This window comes from Oryzomonas sagensis (genome assembly GCF_008802355.1).
Lineage (GTDB): Bacteria > Desulfobacterota > Desulfuromonadia > Geobacterales > Pseudopelobacteraceae > Oryzomonas > Oryzomonas sagensis.
Genome location: NZ_VZRA01000002.1, coordinates 504,067 through 521,566, shown reverse-complemented (window position 1 = coordinate 521,566; position 17,500 = coordinate 504,067). Strand labels below are relative to the sequence as shown.

Here is a 17,500-nt window from a genome sequence, read left to right as displayed (position 1 = left end):
GTGCCGAGGAGGTAGCAGCGCTACGCCGCACGACAGTTGGGAGGTCAACGCCGGGATTGCGGCACGGGCGCGTTCCACTACGCTAGATGATTTTATTGAGGGGATATTCGATAATCCCCTCCGCGCCCAGCTTCAGCAACTCCGGCACCACGCGGCGCACTTCCTTCTCGGACATGATGCTCTCCACGGAGAGCCAGTCGGAGTTGTACAGGTGCGAGATGGTCGGATTTTTCAAGCTGGGCAGGACCTTGGTGATGGCCTCGATCCGGCTGGCCGGGGCGTTCATCTTGAGCCCCACCATCCCTTCGGCGGCCAGGGACGATTTCAGGAGGGTGGCGATCTGCTCGATTTTCTCCCGTTTCCAGGGGTCGGCCCAGGCCGACGTGCTGGCGAGCAGGACCGGCACGGACTCCATCAGGTCGCAGACGATGCGCAGGCCGTTGGCCTTGATGGTGGAGCCGGTTTCGGTCACCTCCACGATGGCGTCGCACAGGCCGTCCACCACCTTTGCCTCGGTGGCGCCCCAGGAAAACTCCACGTTCACCGGGATGTTGCGTTCGGCAAAGTAACGCTTGGTGAAACCGACCAGTTCGGTGGAGATGGTGGCGCCGTGCAGGTCTTCCGGTCCCTGAACCGTGGAGTCGCTGCCCACCACCAGCACCCAGCGGGCCGGGCGGCGCGACACCTTGGAGTAGACCATCTCGCAGACCTCGACCACGTCCGCCTCGTTCTCCCGCACCCAGTCGCGGCCGGCGATCCCGGCGTCGATGGTGCCCCGCTCCACATACTTGCCCATCTCCTGGGGGCGGATCAGCTTGCAGTGCATCTCGTTATCGTCAACGCCGGGGAAGTAGCTGCGGGAGGAGATGCTGATCTGCCAGCCGGCCTTTTTGAACAGCTCGACGGTGGCATTCTCAAGACTCCCTTTGGGAATGCCGAAGTTCAGAACATTGCTCATATCAACCTCGCATGATGTCGATTTTGATTTTCCTGGTGGATGCGATTTTTTCGCAAGGCCAAGGCGACCGAGGGATGCCGAGGAGGCGTAGCAGCGCTACGCCGCACGACAGCATCCCGAAGGTCAACGCCGGGATTGCGGAAAAGGCGCATTCATCCCTTCTTATAGACCTCATCGGGGTTAAACAAAGGATTCGAATGTTCTACCCACTGACCGTTCTCCCATTTGACATAGAAGCAGCTGCGGTTGCCCGTATGGCAGGCGGCCAGACCGTTCTGTTTCACCTTGATCACCACGCTGTCGGCGTCGCAGTCGGTCAGGACCTCCACCACCTCCTGGGTGTTGCCCGACTCCTCGCCCTTCATCCAGTACTTGTTGCGGGTGCGGCTGAAAAACCAGGTCTTGCCGCTCTCCAGGGTCAGGTCCAGGGTCTTTTTGTCCATGAAAGCCACCATCAGCACCTCGCCGGAGACGTGGTCCTGGATAATGGCCGGGATCAGGCCGCCCATCTTGTCGAAATCGATCTGAATCATCTGTCCCCCCACAATTTTTGAAGTGCTGAAGTATACGAAAATACCTCGCCGAATGCAATTGGCAAGAGACATTAGCCGGCAATCATTAAGTTAATTATTATTGACTGCCGCCCGCCGGAGCCCTATTTTGGTGACCCAAATCCAAGCCGGCGGAGGGCAGTGCATGCAGGAAGTTGTTCTTGTCGTGGATGACGATAAAGCCATTTTGGGCTATACGGCCGAACTATTGACCGGCATAGGCGCCAATGTCCTCTCCTGCAACTCTCCCGACGAGGCCCTGGCGATCATCAGGGAAAAGCCGATCGCCATCGTGGTTTCGGACTACTACATGCCCGGGATGACCGGGCTTGAACTCTTCAGCCGCATGCGGGAGTTTTCCCACAGCATCGTCAAGATCCTCATGACCTCCAAGGCGGACCTCGCCATGGCGGTGGGCGCCATCAACAGCGGCGAGGTGTTCCGCTTCCTGTCCAAACCGTGGCAGGATGCGGAGATGGTTGCCGCCGTGCGCGACGGGATACGTCGTTACCGGATGATGCTGGCTTCCAGCGAGGACATGGAGTTCCTTCTCCATGCCCTGGGGCAAACCATCGAACTGAAGGACCCGCTCACCAAGGGGCATTGCGAGCGGGTCGCGACCTATGCGGAGATTATCGCCCGGCGGATGGGCCTCGATATGGAAGCAAAGCACGACCTCAAGGTGGGGAGCTGGCTCCACGACTGCGGCAAGATCGGCGTCCCGGAGGCCATTCTGAATGCCGAGCGGGGCCTGACCGACGGGGAGATGGAGGTGATCCGCAAGCATCCCCTCTGGGGGGCGACCGTGGCCGAGGCCGCCAACATGCCGGCGGTCGTGGTAAACATCATCCTGCACCACCACGAACACTATAACGGCAGGGGGTATCCCATGGGGCTCGCGACAGACGCCATCCCCCTGGAAGCCCGGATCGTGGCGGCGGCGGACGTGTATGACGCCCTGCGTTCCTCGCGCCCCTACCGCCCCGGATTCTCCTACAGCGACACCCGCGGCATCATGGCATCCATGTCGGGTAATCAACTGGACCCGGCCATCCTGGAGACCCTCTTCGAGGGGCTCGAAGAGTACCGGGACGAGGAGGGCGATCATCCCCTTCCCCCCCCTCTCTAGCAAGGATATACGAGAAAGGCCTTCCCCCACCGGGAAGGCCTTTCTCATATACAGACTATGCCGGGCGGGCCTACTTGATGCCGTACAACTGCCGGTAGGTGGCGGCCGCGGCGTAGACCTTCTTCACGTAGTCCCGGGTCTCCTGGTAGGGGATGCTTTCGATGAATTCGTCCTTCTTCAGCCCCTTGAAGTTCTTCCTCCACCGTTCGACCGCCGCCGCCCCGGCGTTGTAGGCGGCGATGGAGTAGACCACATCCCCGTCAAACCCCTTGAGCAGTTCCCGGAGATGCTTCGTTCCCAGCTTTATGTTGTAATCCGCCGCAACCAGCCGCTGTGGGTTGAAATTACCCTTTTCCCGCGCTGTCTGCTTGGCCGTGGCCGGCATGAGTTGCATCAGGCCGATGGCCCCGGCCCCGGATCTGATGGTCGGCGAGAAACCGCTCTCGGCCCGGACCAGGGCGTAGACCAGCCCTTCCGAGAGGGCGTTGGCGGCGGCCTGCTGGCCGATGTGATCCGCAAAGGCCACCGGATACCCGACCGTCCAGAGCGGCAAGCTGGTCTTCTCCCACTTTATCGGCCGGTTTTGCAGGAACAGGGCGATGGCGGAACCGTACTCCCCCATCTCCACATAGATGCGGGCCAGGCCGGGAAAGGCAACTTTCCTGTCGCCGTTTTTTTTGCGGGCGGCCGCCATCTCGACCCGGGCCTCGTCCTGCATCCCCAGTGCGGCCAGGAGGCGCGGCTTCTCGAAGCCGGCAGGCAGGGGCAGTTCCGTCAGGGCGTTGCGCTTGCCCAACGGCTCGCGCAGATCGGCGATCCCCTTCCGGTCCCGGTACCAGGTGGCGTAGAAACCGGCCGGGCATTCGTCCAGGAGCGTGCGGTAGTAGAGAGCGGCATCGGCCGAGGCGGTGTTTTCCAGGGTCCGCGCCAGCCAGTACAGCGCCTTTTCCCGCACGTTGTTATCCTTGAGCTGCGCCTTGAACGCTTCGGCGGCCACGGCGTACTCGCCGGCCAGATAGTGGCACCAGGCGGCCTCCCAGGTGGAGCGGGGCAGGAACCTGGAGCCGGGGAAGTTCTTGGCAAGCTGCTCATACAGGCGCGCCGCCTCGGCAAAACGCCCCATGTTCTTGCGCAGGCCGGCCGCCTCCATCAGGGCGTCGTCGGCAAACTCCTGCCGTTTCCCTTCGCCCGCCAACTCCATGTAGAGGGCAAAAGCCTGCTCGTTCTGATCCTGCCCCTGGCGCTCCAACGACTTGGCCCGCCAGAAGCGCGCCTCGGAGCGTATGCTCGGCAGGGAGGAAGCGGTTGCCCGCAGAAAAGACTTCTCGGCCAGCTTGAAGTTCCGCAGGCGATACTGGGCCATGCCGGTCCGGAAATCCACCCGGCTGGCAAAACCCTCGGGCTGGCCATCGGTCTGAATCACCGCCAACGCCTTCAGGGCGGTGCTGAAGTCGTTCTGGGTGTACAGACTGGAGGCCCGGCGCAGAAGTTCCTCGGGGGTGAACAGGGCGGTCTTGACGCCGTTTTTCTCCAGGTCCGCGAGCCGGTCGCGGGCCTGGTTCGCCTGGGGCGCGGTCGGATTGTTCAGCCAGATGCTGCGATAGTTCTGGGCCGCGCCGCTCTTGTCGCCGTTTTCCTCCCGGCTGCGGGCCGCCTGGAACAGGGCGTCCACCGAGTCGCTACCGGCCGCGTACCGTTCCACAAAAGCCTGGTACGCCTTGAACGCCCTCCGGTAATCGGCGGCCCCGAACAGGCTGTCAGCGGCCAGTTTGTCGGCCCGGCGGGTCAGTTGGGAACCGGGGTAAGCCCTGGCAATGGCCTGCGCCTTGGCAGCGGCCTCGGCGTACCGTTTCTGCTTCAGCAGCGCCTCGGCCTGGTACAGGGCCGCATAGTCCCCTGCCAGGGGGAGCTTCTGTTCGGCCCCGGCCAACAGGGGCAAGGCCTCGTCGGCCTTGCCCAGACGCAGAGCGGTCACGCCGAGCAGAAAGGTGCGCTGGGGCGATTCGGCGCTTCTCTTGGCCAGGGAGTAGGCGTCATTGTAATCCTTTTCCCGAAACTGGGCGGCAGCCTGGGACAGGAGGTCGTCGGCGCGGGATGGGACTACGGACAGCGAAAAAAGGGAAACACCGGTGATGGTGATAAGGAACGATTTATACGGGAACTGCATGTACCTGCCTTTCGTGAAAAAAGGCCGCGGGCGAGTGCCCATGGCCCTGCGGTAATAGATTCGATGTAACCCTGCGGTTTAACTCTGCCTTGCTTTTTTCTGTGGACCTCTGTGTCTCTGCGTCCCTGTGGCGGAAGTCGGTCGTTCCGTTTTTTTCCTCTAACCCCGGGCCAAAAGCCGCTTTCCCACCCAATGGCTGGCGAACTGGTAGGCGATGCGGCCGCTGCGGTCCCCTTTTTGCTGGGACCAGAGGATGGCCGCCTGCCGGGCCTCGTCATCCCAGATGGACGCCGTGTCCCGCTTGGCGCAGAGCTTGCCGACCCACTGGCGGACGACCTCGACGTACTGGTCCTGGCTGAAGGGATGGAAGCCCACCCAGAGCCCGAATCTGCCGGACAGGGAGATCTTCTCCTCCACCGCCTCGCCGTGGTGGACTTCATTATTATAGAGCATGGCCCCGCGATTGTCGCTCTCGTACTCGGGCAGCAGGTGGCGGCGGTTGGAGGTGACGTAGATCAGCACATTCTCCGGGGGCGCGTACACCGAGCCGTCCAAGGCGCTCTTCAGCATCTTGTAGCTGGACTCCCCGGTTTCGAAGGAGACATCGTCGGAGAACACCAGGAACCGGTACGGCTCCGCCTTGATGGCGTCCACGATATCCGGCAGGTGCACCAGATCGTCCTTGTCCACCTGGATCACCCGCAACCCCCGGGGTGCGTAGCTGTTGAGGATGGCCCGCACCAGGGACGACTTGCCGGTCCCCCGGGTCCCCCACAGCAGGCAGTTGTTGGCCGGCAGCCCGGCCAGGAACTGGCGGGTATTCTCCTCGACCACGCTCTTCTGCTCGTCGATGCCCAGCAGGTCGTCCAGGCGGATGCTCGCCACCACGTCCAGCGGTTCCAGGTATCCGGCAAAGGAATGGCGGTGCCAGTTGGCGGCGGTGGTGACGGACCAGTCGATGCGTGGAATCGGTCGGGGCAGGAGTTGTTCAATCGAGGTCAGCACCCGCTTGAGCTGGGCGGTCAGTTCGGGGTCAAGCATATCGTTGGTCTTTCCGTTTAGCACGTTGTCGAAAACTCAGGTTGTTCAAAAACAGTCAGATCGTCGCACCCGCGAGACAAGCCATGAGGAGTCCCTCACCCGGCCTTTGGCCACCCTCTCCCGGAGGGAGAGGGTAACGGTATCCCTTCTCCCTTTGGGAGAAGGATAGGATGAGGGGCGCTACGCCGCACGAAAGGGCTTTTGAGGACGAAGGCCTGATGGCTGTTTTTCAACAACCTCTTAAAGGTGCCGCTTGGCCAACTCTTCCTGGTAGAACTTCTGGTAGAGGAGTTCCCAGTCCCGGCTCCCCTGGGCATGGTTCCGCAGCTTGGCGCGCACCGTCCCGTCGATTTCCTCGACGGCGCCGAAGAAGGCGCCCAGGGATTGTTTGACCCGTGCCAGAGCCCGGCTTTCGTCGATCACATCGGCCAGGTCGTCGCGCCAGATGCAGTTGATGACCTCGTGGGCCATATTGGATACGCGGTCTTCGGAGAGGCTCATAGTACGATTTTCCGTTCTTTTGCCAGTTTTTCCTTGATCATCCTGAGCATCTTGCGCCGGTCGATCTCTGCGGCGCCCCGCCCCATGGCGGCAACGGTTTCGTCCAGCAGCCGTTCGGCATCACGCTCCAGCAGCTGCTCGCGGCTGAAATCCTGGCTGATGGCCTTGGCGATCCCGGCCACCACGGCGCCCCGCTCGCCCTTGGGCGTGATGAGCCCTTCGGCGGCCAGGTCGCTGTACACCTTTTCCGCCAGGCGGTGTATCTGATCTTCCCTCAGTCGCATAAGCCTCCAAAGAAAAAAGGCCCGCCTCGCGGCAGGCCTTTCGATGCGCCGGTTATTTCAATGTCTTCAAATACCCCAGCAGGGCGACCATATCGGCCTTGGGCAGAGTTTTGAAAGAGGGCATGGAGGTGGAGGGGTTCTTCTTCTTGGGGTTCTCCAACTGGACCTTGAGGTCGCCTTCTTTCAGCCTGGCGGCGATCTTGGTCAGGTCCGGGCCGATGGAGCCGCCCTTGCCCTTGACGATGTGGCACATGGCGCACTTCTGCTTGAAGATCTGCTCGCCCTTGCTCTCAGCCTGGGCCGCAACCGTTACGAACGCTACGGCGACAAAGGCGACCAGGATGGCAACTGCACGTTTCATGACGAATCTCCTTGGCGTTGTTTTATAGATGAGGGAACATTGTACCCAATCCGGCTAAAATTGCAATCCATAAGAGGCATGAAAGTATATCAAACCGATTTATCGATTTTTTCCCCCGTAATCCTAAAAAATGTGTATAAATAACGGCAGTGACTTCAGGCTATGAACCTGTTATTTTCCAGCTCGTTGCACCACCTACCGCCTGAAATTCATGCAGGACCGCACTCATCGGGGAGAATCGCGTCATGAAAAATGCCGTTCCCATCATCTCCGTCCTTTTTCTCATCCTGTTTTTTGCCGGCTACGCCCTGGCCACATGTCCGGCGGGTTCAACATGGACGACATCATGGACGGATAGCGGCAATCAGACGACCTATACCCTTGAGGCGCCGTGCAAGGTCTATATCGGCATCCCCTTCACGGTTACGGCAACGGCCACCGACAGCGTGAACCCCAATAGCGACGTCGCCTACCCCTGGGCCATTTACGACACCTACAGCACCAGCAGCAAAAAGATCAAGGGCACCATTGCGGGGGGCGCGGCAGGAGGCGCCGACGCCTGGATTACAACGGTCAACGGCCAATGGCAGAGGACGGTCCCCCTGACATATTCCGGCACTCCGTACGATCACAGGATCGAATTCTACGCCAATGACCTGGGCTATGGCACCGGCGGCCATTCCTATGGGAGCCGGACCATCGGTGATATAACGGTAGACCCGTTTTTCGTCGATGCCGGCGCGGACATTACCATTTCGGCCAGCCAGCAAAGCTCGACGATTCTTCAGGGCCGCGTTGCGGGAAGCGGCCTGACCTACCGCTGGCTGGAGGGGAGTACGGTTCTTCAGGATTCCCAGCCGGTGGACGGCTCGGGCAATGCCCCTCTGAACCTCGCGGGCCTTCCGCCCCTATCCCCAGGAGCCCACACCTTTACCCTGTCGGTAACGGATGGCAGTGCGACGGCCTCCGATACGGTCGTGGTTTCCGTGAGCGCCGCCCCTGCCCCCTCCCCACCTCTAACCTCTGTCCCGGTCATGGAGAGCTGGTGGCTTTTGCCGGGAATCATGGGGGGCGTGGGAATTATCTTCCGGCGAAAGAGACAACAAAACCAGGGTTCGCGCGGTTAGTTCGCCGCAGCAGTCCCGAGGGATGAATGAAAAGCGCCGAATACGAAACGACGGGGAAACGGGACATGCCCCATGAGCCAAGGGGGGCGGTTCAACGCCCCGCCGCTTCTTTGGTGAAGACCTGCCTGCTCTTCGGCCTTTTCATGGGAATCTTTCACCTCACCCTCTGGTTCGCGATGCCGGCCGACACCGACCCGTTGCGGGAAAGCACCATCAGGATCGTATCCGGCCTCCTGAAGCGCATCAATGTCGAAAACAGCGTCGATGCGACGTATATCATGCTCAAAAACAAGACGTGGATCATCACGCCGGAATGCACCGCCATCAACGTCTTCATACTCTTCGTCTCGTTTGTGCTGTCCTATACCTCTTCCGCCCGGGCAAAGCTCGTTGCCCTCGCCGTCGGCATGCCGTTCATCTTTGCCGCCAACATAGCCCGGCTCGTTTTTCTCGGCTGGGTGACGGAACATGCTCCGCACTATGCCCGTTTCACCCACGACTACGCATGGCAGGCGCTCTTCCTCATTCTGGTCGTTGCCATGTGGCTTGCCTGGATTGAACTGGTGGTGAACCGTGAAGAAAATCCTGTTCTTCCTCGCTAGGCTTATCATCTTTTCCCTACTGTTGGTTCCCCTGCTGCCCCGCTTTGACCTTGCCTGCCGGTTCGTACTGGTCCTCATCACCTCCCGGATAATGCCGACCACCGAGGCCATGAGGGCCATACCGTATGTCAGCTCAGTCAAGCTATACCCCTTCTTCGCTCTGGTCCTTGCCACACCGGGACTGGCCATCGGGAAGCGGCTGATCGGCATCGCAGGAGCCATACTGCTCTACCTCTTCATGGATTTCTGCATGATCCTGCTCTGGCGGGGGGTACCGTTTATCCAGATACCGAACCCGACCCTCCCTCACATCATCGCCACCAATCTTTGGGACATGCTCGGGCACTGGCTGCTGCCGTTTTTACTCTGGTTCATGATCGCGTATCGCCAGATCGGCGTTTTCCATAGCGGAGAGGGAGCAGGCCATGGGGCGTAAATTGTGGGTTTGTGGCTCTCCGCCTCCCCGGCCCAACCGGGATCTTGACATTTTTTGTTAAATTCCCCCATTTTTGTGCTATAGCCAGATGGTCGGAATAATGTTGCACGTCGGAAACCAACGGCAGTAATCAATCATTCCCCAAGAGCCCTCGCGTCAACAGGGCGGAAAACGGCACTGCACGTCATTTATGTTCACACGCCTGTATCTCCACATTCCCTTCTGCCGCCGCAAATGCCCCTACTGCGCCTTTGTCTCCCAAGAGTCCACCACCGCCGACCTGGATGGTTACGCCCATACCCTGCTGGCGGAGATGGGCCTGGCAGCCCACGCTTTCAGAGCGGAGAGGCCGCTGGAGTCGGTGTACTTCGGCGGCGGCACCCCCTCCCTGATCGCCCCCCCCCTGATCGACCGAATCCTGAAACGGGCGGGCGAACTGTTCGGCCTGGATCGGGAGGCCGAGATCACCCTGGAGGCCAATCCGGGCACCGTGGACCGGGAGCGGCTGGCCGCCTTCCGCAGCGCCGGGGTCAACCGCCTCTCCCTGGGGGTGCAGTCCTTCCACGATCCCCTGTTGAAGGCCCTGGGACGCATCCATAGCGCAGTCGCGGCCAGGGAGGCCTTCCTGGCCGCCCGCGCGGCCGGTTTTACCAATATCGGCATCGACCTGATCCACGCCCTGCCGGGACAGACCATCGGCATGTGGCGCAGCGAACTGGAACAAGCCCTGGCCCTGGGACCGGAGCATATCTCCGTCTACGGCCTGACCGTGGAGGAGGGGACCCCCTTTGCCCTGCGCTACGGCGCAGAGAGCCCGTTCCTCCCCGACGAGGATCTGGCGGTGGCCATGTTCGAGGAGGCGGACGATGTCCTGACGGCCGCAGGCTACGAGCATTACGAGATCGCCAACTACGCCCTCCCCGGCCGCCGTTCGGCCCACAACAGCGGCTACTGGCACCGGGACGGCTACCTGGGACTGGGGTGCGGGGCCCACTCCTTCCTGCGGGAGGGATACGGCGTCCGCTTCGGCAATCCGGCCGACCTGGACGCCTATGCCGGGACAATCGCCCAGGGCCGCCTTCCCCATGGGGCGGAGTTGAGCCTCACCCGGCAGGACGCCATGGCCGAGTTCATGTTCCTGGGGCTGCGCATGGCGGACGGCATCGGGGCGGACGGGTTCCGGCAGGAATTCGGGATCGGTCTGGATGAAACCTTCGAGGCAGCCCTGGCCAAACTGACCGCCATGGGGCTGCTGGAACCTGCCGGCAACAGGGTCCGCCTCACCCGGCGCGGCATGCTCCTCTCCAACCAGGTCTTCGCGCACTTTCTTTAGGAGGTTGTTGAAAAACAGCCATCTCGCCGCCGTCCTCGAAAACCCTTTCGTGCGGCGTAGCGCTGCTACGCCTCCTCAGGGCTTTCTGCGGGTGCGACGATCTGACTATTTTTGAACAACCTGATTCTTCAACAAACTGTTAGCATTTCCCCTTGCCACTCCCGGCAAACCATCTATAATCTACTCCCATGATCCCGGCACAGCTCAAACAGGAACTGGAACAGCGCGTGGCCCAGGCCATCACCCCCCGCGAGGCCGCGGTGGACGTGATGAAGGAGTTGCAGCGCCACTACGGCTGGCTGACCGACGAGGCGGTGGCCGAGGCCGCCGTCCTCCTGGGGCTTTCCCCCCTCCAGGTGGAGGAGTTGGCCACCTTCTACGAGATGATCTATCGCCGCCCCGTGGGACGAACGGTAGTCCACGTGTGCGACTCCATCTCCTGCTGGGCCATGGGGGGCGAAACCCTCCTGCGCCACCTGGAACGCCACCTGGGGATCGAGGCCGGCGCCACCACCGCCGACAACGCCGTCACCCTGCTCCCCTGCTGCTGCCTGGGCAACTGCGGCAACGCCCCGGCCCTGATGATCGGGGACCGGCTTTTCGGCCCGGTCTCACCGGAACAGGCCGCAGCCATCATCGCCGACCACCGCACTCCCCGCCCCGCTGACCCATGACGGCACACCCCGCATAAGGGGGTTTACAACTTGCACAACTAGGCCAGCCTGAAGTGGCCCACCAGACTACGTAAGTCCTCTCCCAGGCGGGAAAGGCCGGACGATGCGGCAGCCGTGTTCTGGGCACCCCGGGACGCGTCCATGATCACCTCAGAGATCTTCTGAATGTTATTGGTGATCTCGTTGGTCGTGGCGGTTTGTTCCTCCGTTGCCGTGGCGATCTGACTTACCTGCATGGTCACGGCGTTCACCTGCTCCAGGATCTCCTGCAACGATGTCTCCAGTTGAGCCGCCTCCTGGGCGCCCTTCTCCGTGCCGATAACCCCTTCCTCCATGGAGACAATGGCACTCCTGGTCTCCTGCTGGATCGCCCGGATCATCTCGCCGATTTCCTTGGTGGCTCGCGTGGTACGTTCAGCCAGAGCCCTCACCTCGTCGGCCACGACGGCAAACCCCCGCCCCTGTTCGCCGGCCCGGGCCGCCTCGATGGCGGCGTTCAGCGCCAGTAGGTTGGTCTGGTCGGCAATGTCCTCGATAGTGCCCACGATCTGGCCGATTTGATCGGAACGTTCGCCCAGGGAGGCGATTGCCCGGGCGTTGGCCTTGGTCCGCGCACCCCGCTCGCGGATGCCGTTAACGGTGTTCCTGACCACCTCGAACCCTCTCTGGGTCGTTGCCACCGCGCGGTTGGCACTCTCGGCGGCCATATTGCAATTACTGGCGATATCCTGGCCCGTGGCAGCCATCTCCTCACTGGCCGTCGCCACGGTGCCCGCCTGGGCCGCAACCGCCTCAGTACTGGCGGCCATCTGCTCGGCGGTGCTGTTCAGTTCAAAGGTGGCCGAGGCCAGGGTGGAGGTGGTGCCAGCCACTCCGGATATGGTCTGGGACAGCTTGTTCATGAACTGGTTCAGCCAATGGGCCGCTTGGGCCATCTCATCCTTTCCCTTGATCTCGATGCGTTTGCTCAGGTCCCCCTCGCCGGAGGCGATATCCCGCAGACGGCCAGTCAATTCGTTGAACGAGCCCTGCATGACCCGCCAGAAAACGAGCAGCAGCACATTGACCAGCACGACGGTCAACACCAGGGTGGCAACGGTCATGGTAAAAGTTTTCACCGTGAATGCATCAAGGGATGCCCGCTCGGCCTTCATATCCTTCTTTATGTCGTTCTGGGTCTCGATGATCCGGTCTTTTATCCGGCGCCACTGGGGGGTTTCCTTCTGCACCAAAAGCTCTATCGCCTCCGGTTGCTTGCCGTCCCTGGCCAGACGGATAATCTCATCCTTGATGACCGCCGCCTCCTGCCAGAGGGGCGGCACCTGCTCCAGTCTCTTGGCATAATCCTTGATCCCTGCGGCGGTTGCGGTCGCCTCCTTGTGTAATTTGAGAAACTCCGCTGAGGCTTTCTTGTAGTTGGCCAGGGCCTTGTCATCGCCGGGATTGAGGATCACGTTGCGGATAGCCTGTTCTGCCTGGAGCCCCTGGGCCTGCATCTCGCCCACGGTGGAGCCGAGGGTCTGGTACTTGTCGGCATAGAGTTCGAAACGTTCGTTCGTCCCCCGCATGCCCCGGTAGGAAACCACCATGGCAATCAGAAGCAACAGCGTGGCAAGTCCGGCAAAGATCGTGAATTTCCAAACCAGATTGATATTCCTGAACAACGTCATGGCGCCCCCCTCACGGCACGTAAATTTTATGTTATTAAACGTACATCATTCCAATTCATTTAGCAAAATTTACATTAAATTTCTATTAAATAGCAACAGACCTCTTACCACGTTACTTGCAGAATATACGTCATTTAGCGGTACATTTCAGTACCTGGAGACGCTATGACATGACCGGTTACGGGGCGCCGGTAACACGGGAGGTGAATTCGGTGTGCCGCGCTTGCCATGCCGGGACTATGATGGTAATTTAAAGCACGAGCAAACCATGAACGATATCCTCTTCAGGCATAACCGCCCCGACCGGGCCGTGACCTTCGACGAATACCGGGCCGAGGGGGGCTTCCGGGCACTGAAAATGGCTCTGGCCGACCTGTCTCCCGACGCCGTGCAGCAGACGGTGATCGACTCGGGCCTGCGGGGGCGCGGCGGGGCCGGGTTCCCCACCGGCAAGAAATGGTCCTTCGTCCCCCGCAACCTGCCGGGGCCGCGCTACCTGATCTGCAACTGCGACGAGATGGAGCCGGGCACTTACAAGGACCGGGTGCTTCTGGAGCGCAACCCCTATCTGCTGGTGGAGGGGATGGCCCTGGCCTGCTACGCCCTCGGGGTGGAGCGCGCCTTCATCTTCATCCGCCGCGGCTACGAACTGGCCGCCCAGAACCTGAAGGGCGCCATCGCCAGTGCCCACAAGGCCGGATTCCTGGGCAGCGCCATCTGCGGCAGCGGCTTCAACCTGGAGCTGGACGTGCACCAGTCGGCCGGCCGCTACATCTGCGGCGAGGAAACCGCCCTCATGAACGCCCTGGAGGGCATCCGGGCCAATCCCCGCTCCAAGCCCCCCTTCCCCGCCGTCAAGGGGTTGTGGGGCCAGCCCACGGTGGTCAACAACGTGGAGACCCTCTCCAACATCCCGGCCATCGTCACCCACGGCCCGGCATGGTTCAAGGCCCTGGCCGCCACCCCGGAAGGGGCCGGCACCAAGCTCTTCTGCGTCAGCGGCCATGTGCAGAGCCCCCTCTGCCTGGAACTCCCCATCGGCACCACCCTGGGGGAGATCATCGACACCCACTGCGGCGGCATGCGGGCCGGCAGCACGTTCAAGGCCTGTATCCCCGGCGGCGCGTCCACCCCCTATTTCACCAAGGACCACTGGACCGTGCCCCTGGACTTCGACCCGGTGGCCAAGGCCGGTTCGCGCCTGGGCACCGGCGGGATCGTGGTCTTCGACCAGAACACCTGCATGGTGGCCGCCACCCTCAACCTGGTCCGCTTCTTCGCCCGCGAGTCCTGCGGCTGGTGCACCCCCTGCCGGGAAGGGCTCCCCTTTGTGCAGCACACCCTGGAACGGATCGAGGCGGGTCGCGGCGACCTGGCCGACATCGACATCCTGCGGGAGCACGTGCATAAGCTGAACTACGCCTTCTGCGCCCTGGCCCCCGGCGCCATGGGCCCGGTGGAAGGGTTGCTGAGGTTGTTCGAGGATGAGGTACGGGAGCATATCACCGGGGGGAAATGCCCTCTGGGGAATTGAACATTTAAAATGATCAAACTCATCATCGACGACATACCGGTTGAAGTCCCCGAGGGCACCACGGTGCTGGAAGCCGCCCAGTCGGTGGATATCCCCATCCCCCATTTCTGCTGGCATCCCGCCCTGGGCAAGGCCGGCGCGTGCCGGGTCTGCGCCGTGAAGATGCTGGACGGCCCGATCAAGGGGGTGCAGATGTCCTGCATGCTCCCCGCCCAGGACGGCATGGTGGTCTCCACCACCGACGACGAGGCGGTGGCCATGCGCAGGAGCGTCATCGAGTGGTTGATGATCAACCACCCCCACGACTGCCCGGTGTGCGACGAGGGGGGCGAGTGCCAGTTGCAGGACTACACCATCGCCGGCGGCCACGGCATCCGGCGCTACGACGGCAAAAAACGCACCCACGTTAACCAGTACCTGGGCGAATACATCGAACACGAGATGAACCGCTGCATCCAGTGCTACCGCTGCGCCCGCTTCTATCAGGAATACGCCGGGGGCACCGACTTCGGCGTCATGGGGCGGGCCGCCACGATCTACTTCGGCCGCCAGGAGGAGGGATCGCTTGAGTCCCCCTTTTCCGGCAACCTGGTGGACATCTGCCCCACCGGGGTCTTCACCGACAAGACCGCCCGCTTCCGCGCCCGCTACTGGGACTACGACATGGCCCCCTCCATCTGTCCCCACTGCTCCCTGGGGTGCAACACCGTCCCCATGGCCCGCTACCGGGAACTGCTCAAAACCACGGCCCGCAGGAACGATCAGGTCAACGGCTGGTTCATCTGCGATAAGGGGCGCTTTGCCAACGCAGTCGTCAACGCCCCCGACCGCCCCCGCCAGGCATTGGTGGACGGCAGGCCGGTCACCCTGGACGAGGCGTTGGATGCCCTGGCGACCCGCATCGACGATTTTCTGGAACTGCACGGCCCCCAGGCCCTGGCCATCGTGGGCTCGCCCCGCATGGACCTGGCAGGGAACATCATGGCGGCGCGCCTCGCGGAACTGCTCGCCGCCGGGACGCTCTGCTACTTCGACGACCCGGACCGGGCCCAACTGACCGGCGCGGCGGTGGCGCTGCTGACGGAGGACGACAGCGCCTCCCTGGAGGACGTGCGCCAGGCCGACCTGATCGCCCTCGTGGGGTGCGACCTGCTGGCGGATGCCCCCATGATGGCCCTGGCCGTGCGCCAGGCGTGGCGGAACGGGGCAAAGGTGTACGTTATTGCCCCTCATCCCGACCTTCTCCCCGAGGGAGAAGGCACAAATCATACCCTCGCCCCAGGGGAGAGGGTGGCCGAAGGCCGGGTGAGGGGGCCCCTTCCCTTCCCATTCGAGCACTTCGCCGCTATTTCAGACATCCCCCTGGCAGAGGCCAAGCGCCCGGTCGTCATCTGCGGCGCCACCACGGAAGGAGTGGAGGCGGTGCAGTCAGTCCCCCGCACCGCCAAACTGGCCTTTATCCTGGACGGCCCCAACGCTTTCGGCTGCGCCGAACTGACCCGGCAACACAACGGCGTGGCGCTCTCCACGGCCCTGGCCGACGGCCGGATCAGGGGAATCATCTCCTTCGAGGCCGACCTCCCCTGCGACCTGCCTCCAGGGATCGCAGTGCTGGCCGCCGCCGACTGGCGGCCCACCCGGCTCACGGCCCGGGCCGGGGTGTTTCTCCCCACCACCGCCTGGGTGGAGCAGGAGGGGATCTACATCAATAACGAGGGGCGCGCCCAGCGCTTCAACAAGGTGATGAACCCCGGCCTCCCCATCAAGGGCCTCACCCCCGAACTGCACCCGCCCAGGACCCACGGCAAGGCCGCCCCCGGCGGCGACGTGGCCCCGGCGGAACGGCTCATTGCCACCCTCATGCAGCGCCTGGGGGAGGCAGAGGTGGAGGAGCCGCTGAGCGGGCATTGGGAAGGGTTGCGGGGGTTGGATGCGCAGGGGGATGGGAAAAAATTACAGACTACCACCCCCAGCCCTTTAGGCCCCAGAGGGTCCTCCTAAACTAGGAGGGGAGAAAACCGCCCGGCATCACCACTCACATCAAAAGCGAGGTACAATGAAAACCGCAATCCTGATGATGGCTCACGGCAGCCGCATCCCCCAGGCAAACGACGCCGCCCGCGAGGTGGCGAAGATGGTACAGGAAATGACCGGCTTCGAGATCGTGGAGGTCTCGTTCCGCGAGATGCATGAACCGAACATCCAGCACGGTATCGACGCCTGCGTGAACCGCGGGGCCGAGCGCATCCTGCTCATGCCCTATTTCCTCTTCATGGGCGCCCATGTGGTCCACGACCTGCCCGAGGAGATCGAGGCGGCCCAGAAACGCCACCCCGGCCTGGTCATGGAGATGGGTCCGCACCTGGGAGTGCACCGCAAGCTGGCCGAGGTGGAGAGCGAGCGGATCGGCGAGGCGCTGGACTTTTTGGGGTGGCGCTGATGGACTCCCTGACCATGAAGCCCGAGGAGATCGAGGCCGAATCGTTCCGCATCATCGACAAGGAGGCCGGGGAGCACGGCTGGCCCGAGGCCGAGTGGCAGGTGGTGCGCCGCAGCATCCACACCAGCGCCGATTTCGAGTATGCCGGTTCCATGGTGTTCTCCGACGGGGCGGTGGAGAAGGCGGTGGCGGCCATCAAGAGCGGCTGTGGCATCGTCACCGACACGAACATGGCCCTGTCCGGCATGAGCAAGGCCCGCCTGGCCCCCTTCGGTTGCCGGGTCTCCTGTCACGTGGCCGACCCGGACGTGGCCGAGGCGGCACGGCACGAAGGGGTCACCCGCTCCATCGCGGCCATGCGCAAGGCAACGGCAAACCCGGACAACCGCATCTTCGTCATCGGCAACGCCCCCACGGCCCTGTTCGAACTGCTGCGCCTCGTCGGGGAAGGTAAAGCCCATCCGGCCCTGATCATCGGCCTGCCGGTCGGTTTCGTGGGGGCCGAGGAGAGCAAGAACGCCCTGGCGGCCACGGACGGCGCCATCCCCTTCATCACCAACATGGGGCGCAAGGGGGGGTCCAACGTGGCGGCGGCGGTGGTGAACGCCCTGGCGATCATGGCCGCAGAGGCGTAGGAGGTTGTTGAAAAACAGCCATCAGGCCTTCATCCTCGAAGGCCCTTTCGTGCGGCG

18 protein-coding genes are annotated in these 17,500 nt (G+C 62.5%); 10 read left to right on the top strand and 8 right to left on the bottom strand.

What is annotated here, in order from left to right; translation table 11 throughout:
- Nucleotides 1-82: 82 nt before the first annotated feature.
- Entirely contained in the window at nucleotides 83-958 is an 876-nt protein-coding gene (gene hisG / locus F6V30_RS10285) for an ATP phosphoribosyltransferase (protein ID WP_151156879.1), read from the bottom strand.
- 152 nt (nucleotides 959-1,110) lie between these two features.
- A complete protein-coding gene (gene hisI / locus F6V30_RS10280; RefSeq protein WP_151156878.1) occupies nucleotides 1,111-1,491 on the bottom strand; it encodes a phosphoribosyl-AMP cyclohydrolase in 381 nt (126 codons plus the stop codon).
- Between the two features lie 163 nt (nucleotides 1,492-1,654).
- On the opposite strand from hisI, the gene F6V30_RS10275 reads away from it, so the two are divergent.
- Nucleotides 1,655-2,638: an HD-GYP domain-containing protein gene (locus F6V30_RS10275; protein ID WP_151156877.1), complete on the top strand. Its 984-nt coding sequence runs from the start codon at nucleotides 1,655-1,657 to the stop codon at nucleotides 2,636-2,638.
- A gap of 70 nt (nucleotides 2,639-2,708) precedes the next feature.
- Here the strand turns inward: F6V30_RS10275 and F6V30_RS10270 are convergent, their stop codons facing one another.
- The 5 genes from F6V30_RS10270 to F6V30_RS10250 form a co-directional block, all read right to left on the bottom strand.
- On the bottom strand, nucleotides 2,709-4,805 hold the full coding sequence (locus F6V30_RS10270; RefSeq protein ID WP_191965651.1) for a lytic transglycosylase domain-containing protein: 2,097 nt from the start codon (nucleotides 4,803-4,805) through the stop codon (nucleotides 2,709-2,711).
- A gap of 159 nt (nucleotides 4,806-4,964) precedes the next feature.
- Nucleotides 4,965-5,846, bottom strand: a complete 882-nt coding sequence (locus F6V30_RS10265; RefSeq protein ID WP_151156875.1) for an ATP-binding protein — start codon at nucleotides 5,844-5,846, stop codon at nucleotides 4,965-4,967.
- A 240-nt stretch (nucleotides 5,847-6,086) separates the two neighbouring features.
- Nucleotides 6,087-6,347: a DUF507 family protein gene (locus tag F6V30_RS17460; RefSeq protein ID WP_151156874.1), complete on the bottom strand. Its 261-nt coding sequence runs from the start codon at nucleotides 6,345-6,347 to the stop codon at nucleotides 6,087-6,089.
- The gene (locus tag F6V30_RS17455; RefSeq protein ID WP_151156873.1) at nucleotides 6,344-6,631 is read right to left on the bottom strand and encodes a DUF507 family protein; all 288 of its coding nucleotides are present in this window, start codon (nucleotides 6,629-6,631) and stop codon (nucleotides 6,344-6,346) included. Before F6V30_RS17455 ends, F6V30_RS17460 begins: the two co-directional genes overlap by 4 nt.
- 52 nt (nucleotides 6,632-6,683) lie before the next feature.
- On the bottom strand, nucleotides 6,684-6,992 hold the full coding sequence (locus F6V30_RS10250) for a c-type cytochrome (protein WP_151156872.1): 309 nt from the start codon (nucleotides 6,990-6,992) through the stop codon (nucleotides 6,684-6,686).
- Between the two features lie 245 nt (nucleotides 6,993-7,237).
- Here F6V30_RS10250 and F6V30_RS10245 point away from each other — a divergent pair, with 245 nt between their 5' ends.
- The 5 genes from F6V30_RS10245 to nuoE all read left to right on the top strand — a co-directional run bounded on the left by F6V30_RS10245 (nucleotide 7,238) and on the right by nuoE (nucleotide 11,164).
- Nucleotides 7,238-8,119 (top strand): PKD domain-containing protein, encoded by an 882-nt coding sequence (locus F6V30_RS10245; RefSeq protein WP_151156871.1) that lies wholly within the window; start codon nucleotides 7,238-7,240, stop codon nucleotides 8,117-8,119.
- A 26-nt stretch (nucleotides 8,120-8,145) separates the two neighbouring features.
- The gene (locus F6V30_RS10240) at nucleotides 8,146-8,721 is read left to right on the top strand and encodes an exosortase/archaeosortase family protein (protein ID WP_151156870.1); all 576 of its coding nucleotides are present in this window, start codon (nucleotides 8,146-8,148) and stop codon (nucleotides 8,719-8,721) included.
- On the top strand, nucleotides 8,693-9,157 hold the full coding sequence (locus F6V30_RS10235) for a hypothetical protein (protein ID WP_151156869.1): 465 nt from the start codon (nucleotides 8,693-8,695) through the stop codon (nucleotides 9,155-9,157). Before F6V30_RS10240 ends, F6V30_RS10235 begins: the two co-directional genes overlap by 29 nt.
- A gap of 190 nt (nucleotides 9,158-9,347) precedes the next feature.
- Nucleotides 9,348-10,490, top strand: coding sequence for a radical SAM family heme chaperone HemW (gene hemW, locus F6V30_RS10230; RefSeq protein WP_151156868.1), 1,143 nt, complete (start codon nucleotides 9,348-9,350; stop codon nucleotides 10,488-10,490).
- Between the two features lie 188 nt (nucleotides 10,491-10,678).
- The gene (gene nuoE / locus F6V30_RS10225) at nucleotides 10,679-11,164 is read left to right on the top strand and encodes an NADH-quinone oxidoreductase subunit NuoE (protein WP_151156867.1); all 486 of its coding nucleotides are present in this window, start codon (nucleotides 10,679-10,681) and stop codon (nucleotides 11,162-11,164) included.
- Between the two features lie 38 nt (nucleotides 11,165-11,202).
- On the opposite strand, the gene F6V30_RS10220 is transcribed toward nuoE, so the two are convergent.
- A complete protein-coding gene (locus F6V30_RS10220) occupies nucleotides 11,203-12,834 on the bottom strand; it encodes a methyl-accepting chemotaxis protein (protein WP_246163418.1) in 1,632 nt (543 codons plus the stop codon).
- A 268-nt stretch (nucleotides 12,835-13,102) separates the two neighbouring features.
- On the opposite strand from F6V30_RS10220, the gene nuoF reads away from it, so the two are divergent.
- From nuoF to F6V30_RS10200, 4 genes are read left to right on the top strand one after another with little or no spacing between them, the layout of a single operon-like run.
- Entirely contained in the window at nucleotides 13,103-14,368 is a 1,266-nt protein-coding gene (gene nuoF, locus F6V30_RS10215; RefSeq protein ID WP_151156866.1) for an NADH-quinone oxidoreductase subunit NuoF, read from the top strand.
- A gap of 9 nt (nucleotides 14,369-14,377) precedes the next feature.
- The gene (nuoG, locus tag F6V30_RS10210; RefSeq protein WP_151156865.1) at nucleotides 14,378-16,369 is read left to right on the top strand and encodes an NADH-quinone oxidoreductase subunit NuoG; all 1,992 of its coding nucleotides are present in this window, start codon (nucleotides 14,378-14,380) and stop codon (nucleotides 16,367-16,369) included.
- Between the two features lie 55 nt (nucleotides 16,370-16,424).
- Nucleotides 16,425-16,808, top strand: a complete 384-nt coding sequence (locus tag F6V30_RS10205; protein WP_151156864.1) for a sirohydrochlorin chelatase — start codon at nucleotides 16,425-16,427, stop codon at nucleotides 16,806-16,808.
- Nucleotides 16,808-17,443 (top strand): precorrin-8X methylmutase, encoded by a 636-nt coding sequence (locus F6V30_RS10200; RefSeq protein ID WP_151156863.1) that lies wholly within the window; start codon nucleotides 16,808-16,810, stop codon nucleotides 17,441-17,443. Before F6V30_RS10205 ends, F6V30_RS10200 begins: the two co-directional genes overlap by 1 nt.
- Nucleotides 17,444-17,500: the final 57 nt, after the last annotated feature.